This is a genomic window from Pseudotamlana haliotis (assembly GCF_008806375.1).
GTDB lineage: Bacteria > Bacteroidota > Bacteroidia > Flavobacteriales > Flavobacteriaceae > Pseudotamlana > Pseudotamlana haliotis.
This window is the reverse complement of sequence record NZ_WAAT01000050.1, coordinates 348,931-370,300: the sequence shown is the minus strand read 5'-3', so window position 1 is coordinate 370,300 and position 21,370 is coordinate 348,931. Positions and strand designations below refer to the sequence as shown.

The 21,370-nt window shown below is 35.6% G+C and carries 16 protein-coding genes; 3 read left to right on the top strand and 13 right to left on the bottom strand.

The window, feature by feature from the left end; genetic code table 11:
* Positions 1-82: 82 nt before the first annotated feature.
* From nrfA to tssD, 11 genes are all read right to left on the bottom strand, one after another.
* Positions 83-1,579 (bottom strand): ammonia-forming cytochrome c nitrite reductase, encoded by a 1,497-nt coding sequence (nrfA, locus tag F6U93_RS12900; protein WP_150940466.1) that lies wholly within the window; start codon positions 1,577-1,579, stop codon positions 83-85.
* A 14-nt stretch (positions 1,580-1,593) separates the two neighbouring features.
* Positions 1,594-2,190, bottom strand: coding sequence for a cytochrome c nitrite reductase small subunit (gene nrfH, locus F6U93_RS12895; RefSeq protein ID WP_150940464.1), 597 nt, complete (start codon positions 2,188-2,190; stop codon positions 1,594-1,596).
* A gap of 255 nt (positions 2,191-2,445) precedes the next feature.
* A complete protein-coding gene (locus tag F6U93_RS12890) occupies positions 2,446-4,272 on the bottom strand; it encodes a type VI secretion system Vgr family protein (protein WP_150940462.1) in 1,827 nt (608 codons plus the stop codon).
* Positions 4,273-4,301: 29 nt separating this feature from the next.
* Positions 4,302-4,811: a type VI secretion system TssO gene (gene tssO, locus F6U93_RS12885; RefSeq protein WP_150940460.1), complete on the bottom strand. Its 510-nt coding sequence runs from the start codon at positions 4,809-4,811 to the stop codon at positions 4,302-4,304.
* A 31-nt stretch (positions 4,812-4,842) separates the two neighbouring features.
* Positions 4,843-5,991, bottom strand: a complete 1,149-nt coding sequence (locus F6U93_RS12880) for a hypothetical protein (protein ID WP_150940458.1) — start codon at positions 5,989-5,991, stop codon at positions 4,843-4,845.
* A 2-nt stretch (positions 5,992-5,993) separates the two neighbouring features.
* Positions 5,994-6,986 carry a PKD domain-containing protein gene (locus F6U93_RS12875; RefSeq protein WP_150940456.1) on the bottom strand — a complete coding sequence of 331 codons (993 nt, stop codon included), beginning with the start codon at positions 6,984-6,986 and terminating at the stop codon, positions 5,994-5,996.
* Positions 6,987-6,999: 13 nt separating this feature from the next.
* The gene (locus tag F6U93_RS12870; protein ID WP_150940454.1) at positions 7,000-8,802 is read right to left on the bottom strand and encodes a type VI secretion system baseplate subunit TssF; all 1,803 of its coding nucleotides are present in this window, start codon (positions 8,800-8,802) and stop codon (positions 7,000-7,002) included.
* Between the two features lie 41 nt (positions 8,803-8,843).
* Positions 8,844-9,275 carry a GPW/gp25 family protein gene (locus F6U93_RS12865; RefSeq protein WP_150940452.1) on the bottom strand — a complete coding sequence of 144 codons (432 nt, stop codon included), beginning with the start codon at positions 9,273-9,275 and terminating at the stop codon, positions 8,844-8,846.
* A 108-nt stretch (positions 9,276-9,383) separates the two neighbouring features.
* Positions 9,384-10,736, bottom strand: coding sequence for a DUF5458 family protein (locus F6U93_RS12860; RefSeq protein ID WP_150940450.1), 1,353 nt, complete (start codon positions 10,734-10,736; stop codon positions 9,384-9,386).
* A 12-nt stretch (positions 10,737-10,748) separates the two neighbouring features.
* Complete coding sequence (locus tag F6U93_RS12855) at positions 10,749-11,201, bottom strand: hypothetical protein (protein WP_150940449.1); 453 nt, start codon at positions 11,199-11,201, stop codon at positions 10,749-10,751.
* Positions 11,202-11,354: 153 nt separating this feature from the next.
* Positions 11,355-11,744, bottom strand: a complete 390-nt coding sequence (gene tssD, locus F6U93_RS12850) for a type VI secretion system tube protein TssD (protein WP_150940447.1) — start codon at positions 11,742-11,744, stop codon at positions 11,355-11,357.
* A gap of 251 nt (positions 11,745-11,995) precedes the next feature.
* On the opposite strand from tssD, the gene F6U93_RS12845 reads away from it, so the two are divergent.
* Genes F6U93_RS12845 through F6U93_RS12835 form a run of 3 tightly spaced genes read left to right on the top strand, consistent with a single transcriptional unit; the run spans position 11,996 to position 19,093 of the window.
* Positions 11,996-14,476 (top strand): AAA family ATPase, encoded by a 2,481-nt coding sequence (locus F6U93_RS12845; RefSeq protein ID WP_225312702.1) that lies wholly within the window; start codon positions 11,996-11,998, stop codon positions 14,474-14,476.
* A gap of 42 nt (positions 14,477-14,518) precedes the next feature.
* Positions 14,519-17,638, top strand: a complete 3,120-nt coding sequence (locus F6U93_RS12840) for a carboxypeptidase regulatory-like domain-containing protein (protein WP_150940445.1) — start codon at positions 14,519-14,521, stop codon at positions 17,636-17,638.
* 12 nt (positions 17,639-17,650) lie between these two features.
* On the top strand, positions 17,651-19,093 hold the full coding sequence (locus tag F6U93_RS12835) for a DUF5689 domain-containing protein (RefSeq protein WP_150940443.1): 1,443 nt from the start codon (positions 17,651-17,653) through the stop codon (positions 19,091-19,093).
* 170 nt (positions 19,094-19,263) lie between these two features.
* Here F6U93_RS12835 and F6U93_RS12830 read toward each other — a convergent pair whose 3' ends face one another.
* A complete protein-coding gene (locus F6U93_RS12830) occupies positions 19,264-20,568 on the bottom strand; it encodes an ABC1 kinase family protein (RefSeq protein ID WP_150940441.1) in 1,305 nt (434 codons plus the stop codon).
* A 17-nt stretch (positions 20,569-20,585) separates the two neighbouring features.
* Positions 20,586-21,233, bottom strand: coding sequence for a TetR family transcriptional regulator C-terminal domain-containing protein (locus tag F6U93_RS12825; RefSeq protein ID WP_150940439.1), 648 nt, complete (start codon positions 21,231-21,233; stop codon positions 20,586-20,588).
* Positions 21,234-21,370: the final 137 nt, after the last annotated feature.

Sequence of the window (21,370 nt, the reverse complement as noted above, 5' to 3'; positions counted from 1 at the left end):
TGGGTGTTATTAAAGGGAAAGATACCTTATTATAAAAACAAGATATCTTTTCTAATATATTTTACGAAATTAATATTGATTTTTAATTGGCTGTAGAAACCGCATTTATTGGCATTTTTGATTCACGTTCTTTAGCCTCCTCAAGCCATTTAGGTAACAAGTTCTTTTTAAAGGCTTCTTTTTCAGCTCTTAATTTATCCATATCTAAACCAATATATTCTTGGGCTTTTTCCTTGGTTGAAATATCAGGCATTTCTACAGGACTATTATGACCCAATTCAGCTAATAATCGTGCTAATTTAACACGAGCTTCTTGAGCAATCACTAAACCACCACCAATAACTCTTGCCGTTTCAACTGGCGAGTGGAATGAAGCACCATGAGCTGCTGCCGAATAATCCCAACGCCATTGTCCGTGACGAATATCGATTAAGATAGGCTTCATTTGTTCTTCGGTAGCCCCTAAATCCCAGCATTTTTTAGCTTCAACGTGTGCCTTAACTAATAGTGCTTCTAATTTCAAACGATTTTCAGTCGCTTTTCTTTGACGGTCATACACATTCGCGATAAGCTTGCTAGATTCCTCTCTATGACAAACCTGACATGCATTTGAAGTATTATTTAAAGGTGACTGGATATGGTGGTCTGTAAATTTTTGTCCGCCTTCACTTTTATATGGCATATGACAATCGGCACAAGATACGCCACGATCGGCATGAACCCCTGTTGTGAAGGTTTCGTAGCCTGGATGTTGTGCTTTCAACATTGGTGTTTTACTTAACTGGTGTGTCCAATCTGAAAACTCAATATTGTCATAGTAATCTTCCATGTCTTCCACGGTTGTACCATTTTCCCATGGGAACACTAAATAAGGCACCCCTTCTTTTCCTGGTAAATTTTTATTAAAATAATACTCTACGTGACACTGGGCACAAACTAAGGAACGCATTTCATTATGAGTAGCCTGGTTGATATCTTTACCCATAGCATCAAAAGCTTCAACAAGCGCTGGTCTGGTAATGCGTAGTTTCATGGTTTCTGGATTATGACAATCGGCACAACCAATAGGGTTTACAATTTCGGCACCTTTATCTGCCCATTTTCCGCTATAAAATTCAGCCACACCAATTTCATTCATTAAACGCGGTACATCTGGACTTTTACAGGTCCAACATGTAGAAGGCATTGGCCCGTCACCTTCACCCTTAGGCCCACCTGTTCTTAAAATATTACGAACATCTTCAATGGCATAAGCATGACCACGACCTTGGTTATACTCCTTAGAAAAAGCATATCCAGCAAATAATATCACAAGGTTAGGGTCTTCTTCAAGTACATCACGCATGACCGAACCACCTTGCATAGAAGCAAAAGTAGTATCTAAAGTTTGCATGTAAGACTGGTACTCTAAAGGAAAATTCTCTCCCCAGACTTCATTTCTCGGTTCGTTTTCAGCGATATTAACCTGAGGTACATATTTATACCTGGCTTCAGATTTTCTATTCACAATACTTGAGGCCAAAAGCCCCAAAAGAAAAACGACAATAATGGTTACGATAAATAAGACTTTGTTTTTCATCTGCTGTAATTTTATTATTCTTTAATCTGCTCTTGCATCCACTCAGGAATAACAAGTTCATCTTCGCGATCTGTAGGTATAGGTGCTATATTAAATTTTATAGTTGACAAGCCATGAACTTTACCGTGTGGTACCTGTTTATGACAACTCCAACATTGACGGCCGGTTCTATTTTCACGGTGTCCTTCAATCCAGCCATCATATTTTACCTGAGTGACCTGCTGAACATGACAACGAATACAATTGCTTTGAACCACTTCTTGAGAAGCTTCTTTCATTTCAATCACATCAGGTTCGGCACGCATGGTAAATACCGAAGCATGATACAAACCATCTTTAGCTTTAAAATAATATTTATTAAAAACGTTATCGTGAGGAACATGACAATCATTACAGTTGGCCCACTCGCGATGTGAGCTATGCATCCAACTGTTGTAAACTGGAGTCATTACATGACAATTTACACAAGCCTGAGGATCATCAGACATATAAGAAACTATTTTGGATTCCCTAGCCATAAAAAGCCCTAAACCAATAAGCACGGCAATCAAGAACACTGCCGTGGTGCGCCATTTGGAGTTTTTAGGAGGAAAAATATTCTTATTAAGCATCTCTTTCGTTGACTAGAAATTAACTTAAACAAGCACTTTAATTTTTACAAACATCAACCGTTCTAACTAAAGAATTAAGGAGGTGTCTAAAATCACTCTTGTTAATTTATGTTAAATTTAACTAATTTCTATATGTACTCAAACCTTAAGGAGGTAAAAATCTTCAAAATTAAGCTAATCAAGAATCGTTTTTAATTACTTACTTATAAAGTACGTTAAAACAAAAATTCTCAACTTCAAAAAATACCTAACCAACTACATTACTTCGATTTTCCCTGACGCCCCTTGAACTGCCGTAATCTGCCCTTGAATCTGAGTTTGTTGGCCTTTAGTTTTGTTAGATACATGAGCTTCAGTGGTTATGTTTTGTGCTTTTACACTAGTATCTTTAGTGGATTCAAGGGTAATACTAGCTTGACTACTTATTGTGGCGTCTCCTTCAGATTGAAGATTAGCATCTCCTTGAGCCACTATTGATGTATCACCTTCTGAAGCTGTTATGATATCACCTTTCGCTTCCAAAGCGATGTTTTCTTCCGCAGTTATTTTAATATTTTTAGCCTGAAATTCTAAATTTTCAGTCGCCGTAATGTACAGCGATTTCTCCTGAGTATCAAAAGTAATGATACTGCCTTTGTTATCGTAAATATTAATTTTTTCAGCACCATCAGTATCATTCAATTCAATGGTATGTCCGCTACGGGTACGAATGGCTTTAATATCATTGGCATCTGTTTTCCATGATTCTGCTTTCATGCTGCCATGGTACAAGCTTCCCAAAACATAAGGACGTTCAGCATTACCACCTTGAAAGCCTACTAAAACCTCCTCGCCTATTTCAGGGATAAAATGAAAACCTTTTTCACTACCAGCATGAGGCTTTACCATGCGAATCCAGGGTGTGCTTTCTCCTGTTATTTGTTGCCAAGGAAACTGCACTTTAATACGTGACAAGGCATCTGGGTCTACATTTTCAACCACTACAGCGGTTTGTGTGCTACTTCTTGGAGTCGCTTCAAAATTGGTATCTGGAAAGACATCTATATCTGCACTTAACCCTTCAAAAGTATTTCGATACTGGCCATTTTCATTATTAGAGTGCCCTACGCTAATGACACGAAACCTACCATGACTTCCATGCTCATCTTTGATTTCAATAATTTCACCTATTCCTACACCAGGGTTATCACTTTCACCTCTCAACCATACCTGTTGGCTTTCTACAGCTTTTTTCTGAAGCTCAGTTTGGGTATCCATACGTTGCTTCAAATCAGTAACATCTAAATCATTCACTAAAACCTGAGTTTCTTTGGCATACAAAACAGCACTGCGCTCGCTAACAAAACCGTGGTAACCACTAGCTCCGGTGTTAATGTCATCTGTTTTAACCTCGTGTTTTTCGTCCGTAAGATAATCTTGAGTAAAATAATTGAATTTATTTGGTAGCGGTACTAAATCTAATGAGAAGCCTTGTAGGTCATGACCATAAGTAAGCACGATATCCTCACCGTTTTCTGGCGTTCCAAAAACGAGCTGCTTTCCGTTATAAAACAACCACTCACTATATTGCATCGCCAATCGACTCATATACCCCCAATTGCTTTCATGATGCTGTACGGTATAAGGTATTGGTGCAGCATTTCTCGGATTGATTTTAGCACTCAATTTAGCCGTATCGTAACCATCTAATGTATCAGACAACACATCAGATAAACTCTGATTTAAATATGAATTATAATGCGGACCATCATCACATAAAATCGTCGGACTTTGAGCCTTTATCAGGACAATATGTTCGCTATTTCGCCCTCTTTTATTGGACACCGAAGTGACAACACCTTTAAACTCTAAAACTTTATAAGCTGAATATGCTGTTAAGGAAGACACTTTCAAAGTTAAAACCTCTCCTAAATATTTTTTTGAGGTATTGGCAATTTCACCACTAATCGTTTCCAATACATCGGTTCTGCATTCCAGTCTTAATTCATGATGAGCGTTTATATTTTGAATTAAATTAAAACTCTTAAAAGCATTTATGGCTGTATCGCCAATATAAATCTCTGTAACTGATTGTAGTGCCATAATATATTCACGTTTGATTAAAGGTTCTTTTAGTTTCTTGAAATTCTCAAAATATCAAGGTCGCGTTTAGTTTGTTCTAGTTCATTTCTTGTTTGGGCTAAAACAGCCTTGTACTCAGCGATACGGGCTTTAGCATCATCCAAACTATGGAGCTCGTTTTTTGTGGCTTGTAAATCCACTAAAGTTTCAATAATGCCTGTATACATGTTGTAGCGATACGTCGAGTCTTTCCGAGGAATCGAACTTTGCAAATCGGCCAATTTACTATGTATTAAAGTATTAGTAAATGGTAGATTTTGCCCTGGTGTATCCAAGGAGTCTATCATAGCCTGTAAGCCCATAACTTCCGTTGCAAATTCTTTTTGATAAGCCATTTCGCGCTCTACGTTTTTGGCCCGTTCTTTTAATAAGGCGTTTTCCTTTTGAGGGACTCTAAAGTTGAAAAATACAGCCACAACGATAATGGTCGTGGTTAAGATAAATAAGAGCAAAAATTTAATAAAACTAGAACGGCGTGCTTTGATATTTTCGGGTTTCATTGTAGGTGATTTTAAAGTAATTATTTTGAGTTTATTCCATGAAGAAACGACGTCGTTTTTTCACTGGTTCTTGAGTAACGACATCTTCTTTTACAAAAATATTAGAGTCTGATTTCTTCCCTATATATTCCAATTCATTCAGCTTTTTAAATAAGGCATTCATAAGCGCCGTAAAAGAAGTTACTTTTTGAAGGGCTTCATTAACATCATGATGCACATACTCCAAATGAATCATCTCATCGAGTACATTTTCAAAAGCACCTTGATTCACATCACACCAATTTGTTAAATAATTGAGTAGATTTTCTTTACCCGTTCCTGCGTGTAAATCTAAGCTCCCTTTGATGGTTCGTGCCAAGCTCATGAGTTTAATAATCATTTCAACTGGCGAACCATATTTATCATTAATTCTATAGGTAGGTATTGCACCTCTTAAATAAGTGAGTATATCAAGCGCTAAGACGCGTACCATTTTAGCGAGTTCATTGGTTTGCTTCTTCTGATGTATTTTTTGAATAACTGATGTACAATAAAATTCTATGCTATTGAAAAAACTTCCTATTTCATTATAGGCGTGATTCAAATCAGGATGACTTTGCATGGAAGTACAAGGTGGTATAAAATCATCCACAAGATCCACATGACTGCCATCTGAAATCACTTTAGCCAGAACCATACTATTTTCCCCTATTTCATGATTTTGCACTTGACTTTCTGGCTGTAATGAAATTTGATAGCCGCTAATTACATAAGGTTTTCTTGCAGGCGTTTCATTTGGGTCGGCATAACCAATAGACACACGATTATACGGATTAACAGACACGACTACGTAATAAGCACCCTCTGTTTTAAGAAAATCGAATTCGTTTTTAATAAGTTGTCCCGACTGACTTAAATAGTCATTAACCTTATCATTGATTGTTATTTGATACCCGCCTAAAGTAACTGCCATACATCTATTTATCACGACGTGAATACTTTCTTGCCCGTCGATTGAGACAGTTAGATCAACAGACTTATCTTGATTTTCAATACCAGGTATTAAACCATAATTGTTATGATGGACATAAGAGCTTTGTATGCTTGCAAATTGCTGCATCATGGCATCCTCAAAACCTATAAAGTGATCTTTATTGATTTTCATACCATCAACCCAATTTACCCTGTGTTTATAGTTCATATTTAAAAGATCTTTCTGTTATATTCTAGGTTTATATTCTCAATACAATTAGAACCTTCAATTCTAAAAATGGCTAATCGTTTTATTTTTATATTCTTTCCTCTAATTTTCTGACAAAAGGCTAAAAAACTGGTGTTTTTACCATCTACAACAATGGTTTTATTGATGTTTCCACAGAAATACACCTCAAAATTCTTTTCAGTAATCTCTTTATCGGCAAGTTTTAAAAGGGCTTCTGTAAAATCCATATCACTTATATAAGGAATGACTTTCTCTGGAGTTTCTTCTTCTTCATCAACAACAGGTTCATAAGGAATGTCCCAACCTATTTCCCGCGGTTTTGCTGTAATACGCTCTACAGGGGTTTCTTCTTCGTCTGGTTTAGGAAAAACTCGAATACGTTTTTTAGCCATATGTTTTGTATCACCATTAACCACTAGAGTAATCGTTTTTAAACCGTATTCAGTATAAGTATATTCAGCGCTTTGTGTTATAGCATTTGCCTTGGCAGTTTCACCAAAACGCCATTCCCAACTATAGGCTCCACTAGTACTATCAGATACTATAAACTTCTGACCAGCAGTAATGCTATCAGGCACCACCAAATTAGGGATTTTACTTGGGTCTAAAACGAACGCTTTCTCTTTAATCACTATAGACCTTGTGCTTTCACAGGTATGATTCACTTTAAGGTTCACTTCATATGTTCCCGGTTTAGCATAGATATGCAAGGCATTCCTTTTATTAGAAATTGCTGAATGATCTCCAAAATCCCACGCCCAGTGTTCGCCTTGTTCAGTGAGGTCCGTAAATTTTATTAATTCGCCTACCCGATATGATTTTGCATGAATATCCATAGTTATTTGTTCACATGGCACATCGGTATAAACTTTATAACCCAAAGCCGTTCCTGAAGCAAATAGTACTAAAAGAAACAGGTGTATCACATTTTTATCTAGATATTTTGTTTCGTTTATATTTTTATTCTTACTCATATTCGTGGTAATTTTAGGATGCTCTTTTAATGATTTTATATGGAAAAATATTAACGGACTGTTTCTCTAAAACAGCCAATAAATTATCGTTTAGATAGTCCCATTCATAAGGTTTTAACTCGGAGTCATCACTTGGTGTCAAGATGATTTCAATACACTGAATCAAGCCTTTATTTACAGACAAATCGGTCGCAAACCCTTTTTTTATTTCAATGGTTTGGATATTATTCGTGTATAATTCATAACACAAGGCCTTTACATCTTCTTCGGTAACAATTCTATTTTTTGATAAACTTTGTCGGCGATAAGCCTGAAGCCGTTGTTCCATAGAAAGGCTATTTGTTCCACCAAAAACGGGGCGTAATAAATAGCAACTTTTAGACTTTAGCTGCCCACCTTTGTAAACCTCTAGGTTTTGTCCTGAATTGATATGATTTACAATTTCACCATCTGTTGTCCAATAACGAACCTTTACATTTTCGTTATTGGCATACGGATTCAAATACACATAATTGCTGTAAATTCCATGATTATAAACCTCTCCTAGTTTTTTTTCAATGGAAGCCATAGTCTGGTTTAAGCTGTTCAAATTATGTTGTAAAAATTCCCGATTAAAAAAATTGAAAGCCGCACTCTCATCTTTTAACAGCTCCAATAAATGCACAATATAACGCCACGCTTTTCTAGAGTCCAACTTGGCCACATTAGCATTCTTAAGAAAATAACGTCCTTCAGCACTTGATGCAGCATTAATATTATCTGGTTTATAGGGTTGTCCGTTTGAATTTTCAATGGATTGAATATCAAAAAAAGGAGCTTCCGAAAGTACGGGAATGATATCAATGAAATTTTTTAATTGATACGTAAACTGATGCTGTTTTCTATTTAATATCGGAAAAGCATTAACTGCACAGTACAACTGCTCTAAAGTTTTTGAACTGATGACGCTAGAAAATTGAACTTTAATCCATAAAATATTAGACCCTAAAAAGAGCTCTTGATCTTCAATGTTTAAGTTTTCAAATTCTGAATATTTCGGAAAATCAGATACGCTATCTTCCAACTTTACGGTCACAAAATGCTTCTTATAATAATTGTTTATATCAGCACACAAGCTATCTGACACACTAAACTCACCTTCAATGATTTGTTCAAGCGTTTTATTATCTATGCTTTTTTGTTGACTAAAACCATGAACTGTATTTATTTTTTTATCTCCGATATACCATGAAGCCTGTTGTAGATGGTGATAGAAAAGTTCTGAATTTGACAAACCAAGATGTTCAAAATAAAAAGAAACATCTTGCAGATTTAATTGACTATGATTTGTTTCAATCCCCAAAAAAAGGTGGGTTGCCTCTGAATCAACTGGGTTAGCAATAATCTTGGTAAGATCTTTAGATTTTCCTTCTGAAAAACTAAACAATTTATTTCCAGCTAGCATATGCTTAATTCTAGCCCCAATGAGGTTTGTTTTTTTAGTAGGTGTAAAAAAAGCTGTTTTCGAATCGCCATCAATATCCTGCTTACTAGGCTTCAATTTACAGTAAAATTGATGCTCAGCTGTGATAGTCGTTTTTGGTTCTACAGGTTCGCAATACGCCATGGCATGTGCAGGTTTCACTTCACAAGCTGATTGTGGTGTCATGAGCTGAATTAGCCGCTCAGTAATTCGGTTTTGAGCATCGTTAACATCACCTGAAATCTTTTCAAATTCTGAAGCACAAGCCGAAAGCAATAAAGAAACGAGTGGATCAATAGAATCAGCAACCTCACTAACAGGAATATTCCAAAGGCTGGCTGCCTTTTTCATCATGCGATTTTTTATCTCCGATTGGGTATTATAACTCATCATTATTAATACGATAATGGGGCGATATAAAAGTGCTCCTTGTAACTGAAATTTTCATTTATTTTTTTAATCACACCTTTTACCAGAATGTAAACACCTTTTTTAATTTTGCTCTTTTGACCTTTACTATTTATTTCCTCCTGCTCGATGTGTACTTCAAACTCAAGATTTGACAGTCGAATTTCATAGGTTTTTAATGATTTCACCAGAGAATCTATCAAAATACCACGAAGCTTATTATCGGAAGCAATGTTATTAAAATCAACGTCCCAAACTGCCGTTCCAAAAGTGGGATCAAAGTGACATTCACCAAAACGTGTTGTCATGATCAAGTGCAGATAATTTGCTATGGAAGCCTCTATTTGAATCTTCTCTACTGGTTTGTTTGAAATTAAAGCGCTTGTATTTAATGGGAGCTTGTAATAAGTGTGCTGCATGATTATTTAAAGTGAAATGGGTGATTAAAACCGTATAAATTTCATTTTCAGACTAAAAAAAGCTCCCTAGGTGTGACTAGGCAGCTTTTAATCATCTATTATTCTATTTTATTGTTCAGCATAATCGGTATCCCATTCAGCACCTTCATCTCCTTTTTGTCCGTCCATAGAAATCAGGAAGTTCTTAGCTGGAAAATAAGGTTTTAAGCGAATATCAACGTGAATTTTATCTTTCTGAACCTGATCTTGTTCAAAACGTTTAATATCAAAATTTTCAATAAGCTTATCTGGCCCCGTAACACCATCTAAAAATTTCACGATTTGCTTTAAGATTTCATTTCTTGTTTTGGTATTGAAATTTTCAAAAGCGCGACGGTTTAAGAAATCCATTAAAACTTTGGAGATATAATCAAACACACGTACCACTGAATAGGTTTGTAGGCCAATATTATCGCCATTAAATAAAGTTTTAGCCGAAAAGGCCATCACCTTACCATATTCATTCACCATAGGCACTAAGCCTAGGTTTTCTAAAATAGCAATTTCACTCTTTTTTAAATCGAAAGTTACCGCTTCAACTTCGCTAAGTCCACCATGTTTTTTACCTGCCGTCACTTGTGACATTAGGGTTTTATACATGGTACCCGCAAGCGCTCCAGAAGGTGGCACAAAAAGATCTTCATCTTCACCTAAATCAACTTCTTTTTGGCGTCCTACCAACCAATTACAAGTCATTATCGTATTAGACAAATAAGTGTCTCCACTAGCTAAATTAGCAGATTCAAACAGTTCCATAACATCATCTGACTCATCCAAATGCATAAAATCAGTGACCATAGTCACTTTATTACCATGCGCCATTTTAGCCCATTTGTCTACAACAGATTTACTTCCTAAGTACCCTGGCAACACTAATAATCCATAATTATCTCGTAAATCTAAACGATCGTAGCTCGAAACAATTTCTTCACGGATATAATCAAAAAAACGAGTATTATCCAGATCTGCTAATTGCTCTAGTTCTGCATTGACTATAGAAACATTTTTAACAGCAGCTTCATCGGTGTTTTTATAAAATAAAGCTACAGAACGATAAGAAGCCTCAAGTTCACGAGTTTCATCTAAAGCTATTTTTAAATTCTTCTTTAAAACGTTTTGCGCATGCACCTCCTTTTCACTAGTTTCTTCAATAACATCCATTAAATCCCCGTCAGAACTTAAAGTTTCCTTCCAAAGCTTTAATACTTTCAGTAAATCGTTGCGTTCTTGTTTCTTATTGGTTTCGGTCAGAAATATTTTTCGTCTTGCTTTACGCTGCGGATTTAAATTTTGGATATCATCAATAGCAGATTCTAAAAGATCAAATCCGCCAAATTTCGCTAATGCATCAGCCTGTTCTAAAACCTGCTGTCCATACGGTTTTTCTAAAACCCCTTGCTGACTATTTTCTAATTGTGCCATAACTCATTATTTTTATTTGGAAGCGCTTAACTCTTCAATTAACAATTCTAAAGTTGCAATCAACCCTGCTTTTGATGTCTCGTCTTGTAAGGCTTGCTTTAAAACCTTATTGGTTTTGAGTTGCTTGATAATTTTTTGATATTGTGCGCTTTCAATTTCAAGACCTTTTAGAAAATCGCTATTTTCTGTGATGCCTTTTTTACCAAAATCACCTAAGTTTTCAAATTTTGTGACCTCATTAACCGTACCACCGTCTTTGTCTTCATAGGCTATATTTAACTCAGGTTGAAAATGTTCAAAAACAGACTCAACAGTTCTTAAGCCTTGAACAGCTTCAGGTTTAATTGGTGTATTGGGAGTGAGTTTTCCTGCTATGAGTGTTCTATTTTGTGGAATTTCATTTAATGCCTCTCCTGCATCAATGTCGGTTACATTTCCACCAAGTCCTACGGTATTGGATGCCATAATTTATATATTTAAAAGTTTAATTTTCACCTTGCCACAACGGCTTTTTGTTTTAATTTAAAAAGAACAAAAAGAGCATGTCTAAAAAATCATAAACACCCCCTTTTTGTAGAAACATTGTATTAGCGCTTTAAAAACGACTAATTTTCTGCATTAAACAGGCCATTCATTCTCATGAATCCCACCTCCACTAGAAAGCACCTTAGCCGAAATAGTGAAAGTTTGTGTTAGAGGATTGCTTCCTGAAGCATCAAAATCTTCTCTGTAGTAGGTTAAGTAACCTTCTTCAAATGTGATTTCTTTTAGTTTCGCATCGGTGTCTCTTTTTGTGAATTCAATTGATCCATCCCTACGTTCGAAACTACTGCATTGCCATTCGAATAACTCAGTACCCCCGGTTGATTCGATAACAACTTTTACTTCACCTCCTCTAGTTACAGAAGAAGGTCTTCCAGTGGCATCTGTTTCTTGCTTTAGCGCATAACTACAACTTAATACGTTGTACTCGTTTCCGCCTACTTTTAATTTGGTTTTAAAAGCCATAATAACTTGTTTTTGTGGTAAATAATACCTGATTAAATATATATAACGGCATAAAAGCCACGGACAAAGCTATAAAAAATCCTAAATTTTGCAAGAATTTTATTTCATAAAATGTAATCCAAATCCTAACTTTAAGAGTATCAATACGTAAGAATAATAATTCACAACTATCATAATTTATCATAAAACAAATATGATATTTCTTACAATTTTATCATACATTTGGCATCTTTTAAGAATAAATTTTGTAGATGTTAGACCAATTAATTCAGAATAATCAGATGACCGACCTCAACAAAGTCATGCACATCGCAAGCCAAATTGCTCAGGAATATCAACATGCCAACTACGGTGCAAGTCACTTAGTTAAAGCTTTATTGCATAAAGATTTCAACTTAAACCGGATTCTTTTTAATCAGGATATTGATGTATTTTTTATTGAAGAATGGGCACAAGTCCATTTAGAAAACTACCCCAAACGTTCTAGGCAACAGCTTAAGGTTTCTGCTGATGATCAAGCGCAAACGATTCTGGAAGAAGCCGAAAATTCAGAATTAAACTTAACGCATGACTACGCCAACCTACTCAAACTTTTTATTTCAGCCATAACACCTGGCGTAGGCTTTAGTTTTGATCAACTAAAATCTTTACCGGTTACACATACTCAGGTCCTTGCCCTTTTTAATCAACAAGAGTCTACAGCGGTTAAAACCAATTCTCAATTAGAATCACCAATAACAAACAACCTACTTAGCAGCTACACAAGCGCTATGATTTCAGAAGCAGCAACAGGTACTTATGATTTTATTATTGCGCGTAATCGGGAAATGATACAGGTTTCTGAAATATTAAACCGAAGGTCAAAACCTCATTTGATTCTTTTAGGCGAGTCTGGTGTTGGAAAAACCGCTTTCGTGAAATACTTTGCATCTGCCGTACAGAATCAAACTATTGTGGATAGTTTAAAAGCTGTTCAAATTTTTGAATTAAACACGGCTAAATTACTAGCTACAGTATCATATAAAGGTGAAGTTGAAGACCGCTTAACTAACATATTTAAAGCAGCAAGACAGCAAGAAAAAGCTATTATCTTCATCGATGATATGCATTGTCTTTTAGAAGATAAAGCAACAAGTAAAAGTATTGCAAACACCCTAAAATCTGAATTAAACACTGGAGGTGTTATTTTAATTTCTGCTACAACTTCTGAAAATTACAGAAAACATATTGCTACCAATGAGGCCTTAGCACGACGCATGGAACCCGTTTACATTGAGGCTCCTGATGATGTTATGGCTTTTGACATTGTAAAAACCCACGCTCAAATTTACACCAAACACCATGAACTTAATATTTCAGACGAAGCGATAAAAGAAAACATCCGACTAGCGAAACGCTATTTAAAAGAAAAGAGCCTCCCCGATTCTGCCATTGACCTCATCGACCGCAGCATGTCGGCCGTAAAAGTATCTACACAATCCCTTCCTAAAGACATTAAGACTTTAACACTAGAATTTAAAACTTTAGAAACCGAAACGGCAGCCACTGACCTAAGTCAAACAGAAGTACTAGAAGCTCTTGATCAATTTTATAAGACCATGACCTACAAGTTGAGTCCCATTATAGTTGATCAATATCTAGAAGAAGACCTTAAACCCCAGCATAGCGTTGAAATCAAAAAAGCTCATATTATTTCTGTATTAGAAAAAATAAAAGTTCATGCTGAAAAAGTAATCACCGAAATTACGGCACGTGATCTAGCGGCTACAGTGTCATTAATCACGGGTATTCCTGCTGGGAAAGTACAAGCTCAAGAAAAAGGACGATTATTAGAGCTAGAAAACACTCTAAAAAAACGGGTCATTGGTCAAGACTACGCTATAAAAACCATTGCTGATGCCATTGTAGAATCCCGTTCTGGATTGTCAAAACCGGGGCAACCCATAGGATCATTTTTCTTTTCTGGACCAACAGGAACTGGAAAAACCGAACTCGCCAAGTCCTTAGCATCCTTTTTATTTAATGATGAAAATGCCATCATCCGTTTTGACATGTCTGAGTTTAAAGAAGCCCATTCGGCAGCGCTTTTATACGGTGTCCCTCCAGGTTATGTTGGTTATGAAGAAGGTGGTGTTTTGGTGAATAAAATCAGACAGAAGCCTTACGCTATTGTCTTATTTGATGAAATTGAAAAAGCCCATCCTTCGGTTTTTGATGTTTTTTTACAAATTTTAGATGAAGGTAAACTCCATGACCGTTTAGGTAAAGTAGGTGATTTTTCTAATGCCGTCATTTTATTCACTTCTAATATTGGATCTGATTACATTTCTAAAACCATGGAAAAGGATGAACTACCAACAACTCATGAGCTTAACGAAATTATGAGTTCATATTTTCGTCCAGAATTTTTAGGAAGACTTACCGAAATCGTTCCCTTCGCTCCTATTTCTGAAAACATAGCGGTTTCAATTTTCAATTTACACCTACAAAAAGAGCTACTAAATACAGCGGAGCAGCTAGGCATCACACTACAGATTGATGAGAACACGAAAAAGCACCTCGCTTTAAACGGATTTTCTCCGGTTTATGGTGTGCGCCCTTTAAAAGGGGTTATACGCAATCAATTGAAAAGGCCATTGGCCAAAATGATTATTTCTAACCGCATTAATCCACCACAGGTAGTTCAGGTAACTCTAGAGAACAACCAAGTGGCTTTTACACCTGAAACATAACCCATATAACTAACCAACCTAAATAGTACCGATCCCCAACGCATGACAAGAATTCTTTATACCCTTTTATTTATGAGCCTATGCAGTTCTGTTTGGTCTCAAGAAGCTTCCATACAAGGTAATATCATCAATCACAATACAAAAGAACCCGTAGCTGGTGCACGTATTCTTATTAAAGACTCCGAGATTGCCCAGCAATCCAATGAGGCTGGTGAATTTTTAATAGAACATCATATTCCACTCGGCAAAATAACCGTGTTTATTGAGATGAAAGGCTATTCTTCTAGAAAATTTGATGTCGATATTCTAGAGGGCAAGCGTGCCACCATTAAAAATATCATCTTATACCCTAGAAAATCACCAGATTCTACTGAAGCTGAACTCCAGCTTCACGGCACTTCTTTAACCGGTATTGTCACTCATAAACAGAAAAAAACAGCTATAGCCGGGGCACGAGTGAATATCGTTGATGCTTATATGACCACCTTAACCGATGACACGGGGCGTTTTGTTTTTAATAATAATGTTCCTGAGGGCCCTATTGTACTAAAGGTATCAAAAGACAATTACAGTACTAAAACATATAATGTATTTATTAGTCCAGGAAAAATTGCCAATATTGACGGTATTACCCTTGGAAATGATCTTTACGACATAGAAAACCAACAAATAAACACTTATGCTGAAGACCAGTTATACACTGACCATGAAACGCTGACCAACAATTCTGCTTTTTACCAAGGGTCTAACAATACTTTTTTAAACACGGCGGCCTATCAATTTAGTCCTGCTTTTTTCAAAGCTAGAGGTCAAGATGCCATAGAAGGTGATGTCATGATTAATGGGGTGCGTTATAATAGTCCATTAAACGGTGAAGCCGATTGGAATGCTATTGGTGGCTTAGATGACGTTTTTCAAGACAGCGATTTGAGCTATGGTTTAACAGCCTCAAAATATAGCTTAGGTGGGCATTTAGGAAGCCTAAACATGAATACCAGAGCTTCTTCGCAACGAGAAGGCGGTAAAATAACCTATTTATCTTCAAACAGACGCTATGCCCATGGACTTCAAGCCACTTATGCTACGGGGGTATCCCCTAAAGGTTTTTCCTTAGCGGTTTCAGCTTCAAAACGAACGGCTTTTACAGAAGGCTATTTTGATGGTACGCCTTACGATTCAAACTCGTTTTATATTAGTGCTGAAACGCGTATTAACAGTAGTAGTATCCTTAATTTTACTGGTTTTTTTAATAACACCAACCGCGCTGAACGCGCAGCAAACACCAATGAGGTTTTTAACCTGAAAGATCATAAGTACAATAGTTACTGGGGCGATATCAAGGATGACATTAAAAATTCAAAAGAACAAAATAGCTATCAGCCTTTTTTAATGCTTAACTACTACCTGAACCTTGGTGCTCGTGTAAAATTACAAACCAATCTGGCCTATAATTTCGGTTCTAGTTCTAGAAGTCGCATCGATTATCATGGCGCTAGTATTGATGGATCAAATCAAATCATACCTTCAACCGCTGAAAACCCAAACCCCAGCTATTACACCAAACTGCCGAGTTACTTTTTAGCTGATGCAAACAATCCAGATTATGAAGGCGCTGTTTTGGCTCAAGAATCTTTTCAACAAAACGGACAAATAGACTGGAGAGACCTCATGCAGTATAATTTTAATAGTGGCTTTAAAACGGCGACCTACACCCTTTATGATCATGTTGTTGACCACTCTAATTTTAGAGCAAATATCATAGCCGATATATACTTAAACAAAAAGCTCAGTTTAAACGCTGCCTTCCGATATTCTAACAACACAACACACCATTACGCCCAAATGAATAGTACGCTAGCAGGGGCTGCATACCTCGATGTCAATACCGCAGATGGCACAGGTGATGCCGTACAATCTGACTTGCTTCACCCGAATCGTTTCGTTCAAGATGGTGATACATTTAGATATAACTACGATTTAAAACATACGGCCTATAACGGATTTGTACAAGTACAATTTCATAAAAATAATTTAGATGCCTTTTTAGGAGCCGATATCACACATGCCAGCAATCACAGAGTGGGTTACTATCAAAACGGACACTCACCATACTTATCGTACGGAACAGGTCGCAACTACACTTTTTTAGATTATAATTTTAAAGGCGGATTAGACCTTCAAATAAACCCTAAACACAAGTTTGGTGTCCGTGCGTTTTATGGCAAGAACGCACCTGTACTCAACCACATGTTTTTAAACGCGAAAGAGAGTGACAACCCTGTAGATTTTCAAGGAATTTCAACAATTTCTGAACTAAACCAATCACCTGAACTTATAGCCATTAATTCAGTAAAAAGTTTTTCTGCTGAATTAAAATACAATTATGAGAGCACCTTGTTTAAAGCTGAGATTACAGGTTATTACAACACACATACCGATGGCATGTCTAACCGTCCATTTGTAAGCAATCAAATCAACAATTATAGTGCATCAACCATTCAAGAAGTGCTTAGTAACATTGACAAGCGTTACATGGGCTTAGAGTTTGGTGCTTCTTACCAAGTTCTAAAATCAATTCGCTTAAAAACAGCTGTAGCTATGGGTGATTTCAGGTACACGGACAACCCAGAATTAGCCTATGTTATTTCTGAAAGTGAAGTCCTTAGCCTTGGGGAAGTTCACTTAAAAGACTACCGCGTTTCAAACACTCCATCTCAAGCCTTTGCATTGGGTTTTGAATACAGAGATGAAGACGATTGGTGGTTTGAAGCCACAGGTAACTTTTTTGCTAACCATTACATTGACATCAATCCGTATTTCAGAACTCGTGATTTTACATTAGACTCAAATGGTGATCTTTTTTCAAACTATAACCCTAAAAATGCAGCCATACTGCTAAAACAAGACCGCTTAGAAAACTACTTCAGTCTTAATCTTTTTGGTGGTAAGTATTGGAGAATTAAAACAAACCATATTGGTTTTAAAGCAGGAATTAATAATGCGCTTGGTCAAAATCACGATATCGCAAGTTTTGAAACACCGGGTCAGTTAAAATACGACAGCCTGCTAGAAGACGCTAAACGCCAACACCCGATTTACGGTAACCGTTACTGGAAAGGCTATGGTGCTACTTCTTTTGTAAATATTTATTATAGATTTTAAATACCCTTTAACATGAAAAACACCTTTAAATCAATTATTAAAACAATTACCCTTTGCCTAATCATGGTAACAGCATACTCTTGTGCTGATGACGAATTATCTAATGAAGATCTAAATTTTGAAAATGAAGACATCATAGAGGATGAGCCTGACAAAATAGAGGATGACACCCAGGAAGACGGGGGCGAAGAAATTACTGAATTTAGCACCACAAACCTTACGCAACTAATAAGCTTATATGAAGATGAAGTCATCGCTTTTGCTGACACCCCACTTCTAGCCTATGAATTAATGACCTCTGGATTTGTAATTTCTAGTGATTACGATAAGAACATCAACCATCAAATCTACATTCAAGATCAAGCTGAAAACGCTACATCCGGTCTTGTTATCGACGTAGCCGTTGATGATATTTACCGAACACTAAGTATAGGTCAAGAAATTCAAGTGAAACTAGATGGACTTGGCATGCAAAAAATAGACAACACCTATCATATTGGCCTCTATAACGAAACCGATCAATCTATTAGTCCGATTTCTAAAGAAAGCTTTGAAACCTTTATTATTGCAACAGATAACGTTCAGGACATTATCCCAAAACTTCTAACCATTAAACAAATTCAAGAAGAAACAATTCCAACAATTTTAGTGGCTATAGAAAAGGTACAACTAAATGAAGTCCAATTAGGTGCTACTTTTGCTGATGAGGGTAACTCAAATACAGAGGACTCTAAAGTCAATAAAACCTTAATGAATTGTGAGGATTCATTAACAATTGAGCTACAAAACAACACCAATTCAAAATTTAACTTTAGACCCTTCCCTAAAGGACAAGGTACGATTACCGCTATTCTATCTTCAAACGCTCTAATTATAAGAGATGTTTATGATATTGTGTTTGAAGAAACGCGTTGCACAATTCAGGAAGATGTTCTGAATGACGGCGAGTTGCTTTCTGAAGATTTTCAAAACATTTCTAAAATCAACGATATAATTGCAATGACTGGTTGGGAAAACATTAACATCTCAAATCCAGAACTTCTACTTTTTTGGAAAGCAAAAATATCTGATTCTAATATATATGCCGAAATAGAACAAGGAGGCTCTAGCTCAACTTATGATGCCTGGCTAATTACTGAAACCATAGAAATCGGGGATATTCGTACATTAAAAGTAGCATTAGATATAAATGTTAATAAACACAATAGTAATAGCCTCAAAATATTTATCATTAACGAAGTAACAGGAGAAACCATTGATTTTGATGAAGAGAATAACGAAATTGAAGGTTTAGTACCTTTAAACGAAACAGAAGGCTTTACTACAACAGAAACAATAATAACGATTCCTGAAGAATTAGAACATTTCAGAATCGGTTTTAGATATCAAAAAGGCAGTACTGCTGCGACAACAGAGTATCAAATTGATAATATTGAAATTACTGAAACAGAATAACAAAAATAAAAAAACCTTTATCGAAATGGATAAAGGTTTTTTACTTTTCAGAATCCAACAAAATCATCAAAATAGCTTTGTTTTTTTGTTGAAATATGAACTTGAATAGACAAATGATATATCTCTTAATGAGATACATCTTTTAGTAAAATTTAACCCAGGAATTCTCTTTAAATCCATTTGTTAATTTCTATATCTTTTGCTTTTAAATCAAACATTAAGTTATAAAGACCGAAAAATGTACGATTCATGTAAATAAAATGCTTCGAACCTCTATTTGCATTTAATTTTCGCAATTGAGTATTTTTAGAATACTTCTCACCCAAATCTGCTATCTTCCCAAAAAACTTGTCATCAGAAAAGTCAAAATGATCTTCATGTAGTGGCTGTGTAAATAAGCTTAACATCTCATGAAACATACCTGTAAAAAAGACAACTTCCTCAGCTTTATCATCTGCTCTTAAAATTTCAAGTTCGTAAAGCTTCGTTTTAAAATTCTCCGGATTACTCATGTTTTCTTTATCTGCCAATTCAAAATAAGGCCCATAGAAATCTTCAGGAATTTGTTTCATACAACCAAAATCTAACGCAATTAAATCTCCAGTCTTAGACACTAAAAAATTCCCAGGATGTGGATCTGCATGAACCTTTTTTAATTTATGAATTTGAAACATATAAAAATCCCAAAGCGCCTGCCCTAATTGATTTGCCAACTTTTGATTGGTGTTATGGGCTGTAAATTCAGACAAATGTTCGCCTTCCATGTAATCCATAGTGATAACGCGCTCAGAAGACCATTGCTCGTAATATTTAGGAAATTTTAAATGTGGAATGTGTTGACATGCTTCAGAGATTTCGATACTTTGCTTTACTTCTAAAATATAATCTGTTTCTTCTAGAAGCTTATCTTCTACCTCCTTAAAATATTTTTCAGAACCTTCTCCCTTAATATTAAACATACTCATAGCGATCGGCTTAACCATCGCCAAATCCGATGCTATACTATCTGAAACTCCAGGATATTGAATTTTAACAGCTAACTTTTTACCATCTTTTTCAGCAATATGAACTTGACCTATACTTGCCGCGTTAACGGAATTTAATTGAAATGTATCAAATAAATCTTCTGGTAATTTACCAAAGTATTTTTTAAAAGTTTTTAAGACTAACGGTGGTGACAATGGCGGTACAGAAAATTGAGCTAATGAAAATTTTTCTACATAAGCCTGAGGCATAATGCTTTTTTCCATACTTAACATTTGAGCCACCTTTAAGGCGCTTCCTTTAAGTTGCTTTAATCCATCATAGATATCTGAAGCATTGTTTTCATTTAATTTATCTTTTGCTTCAAGTTCGGATTTCGTGATTTTATCGCCATAATATTTTATGTAATTCATGCCAATTTTAGCACCTGTGGACACTAATTTTGAAGCACGCTCTATTTTAGACACAGGAATTTTATTAATTGATTTCATATCATTTTTTATTCCATTTAAACTTTTTCCTTAAATAAAAACTTCCCTAAATCCATCAAACTTTTAAGTGGTGCCGTATCTAAAAAGTCGAAACTTGTATTCACCGCCTTTTCAATAAAAACATCTGTTTTTTCAAAAGCAGGAGAGCTGTCGTCCATCCAAAATTTTAAAGTGACTAAAAGTTGTAGCCAAGCACTTTCCTGTAAACTTTGTTGCTGAAATTTATCTATTTTTTCTTGCTTGGTTTCAATGGTTTCAATCTCTAAACCACTAATATATTCTTTAAAAACTTGTCTTAATTTAGACAAGCATTTTAGATTTTTCAACTTGTTTTCGTGCTTAGTCAATGCAAACAAAACAAAACTTCTATTGGCTGTTAAGTTTTCGAAAAACGTGAAGTAAAAACTCAATAATTTTTCTCGCGCACCAAAAGATTGATAGTTTTCACTTTCATGAAGCAAGCTTAATGTATTATCAAAAAACACTTTAAATATATGTGATTCAAGTGCCTGAAATGATCCAAAAAAGGAATAGAATTTCTGCTCTTCAAAATTATAGTGTTTTGCAAAAGCATATACTGTTTTAGGCTGTTTATCATGCTCTAAAACATAATCCATGTACGTCTTGATAAGTTGTTCTTCGGTAAGTGTTTTCTTTTTTGCCATATCATGTAAGTTTATTTAAACCAGTTTCGTATAAATTTACGACCTTAATTTAAATTAAACAGAAAACTACACCGGGTAAACCCAAGTTTTAACGCTATTTTTTGATTCTTTTAACATTGTAAAGCCCTGAAAAATAT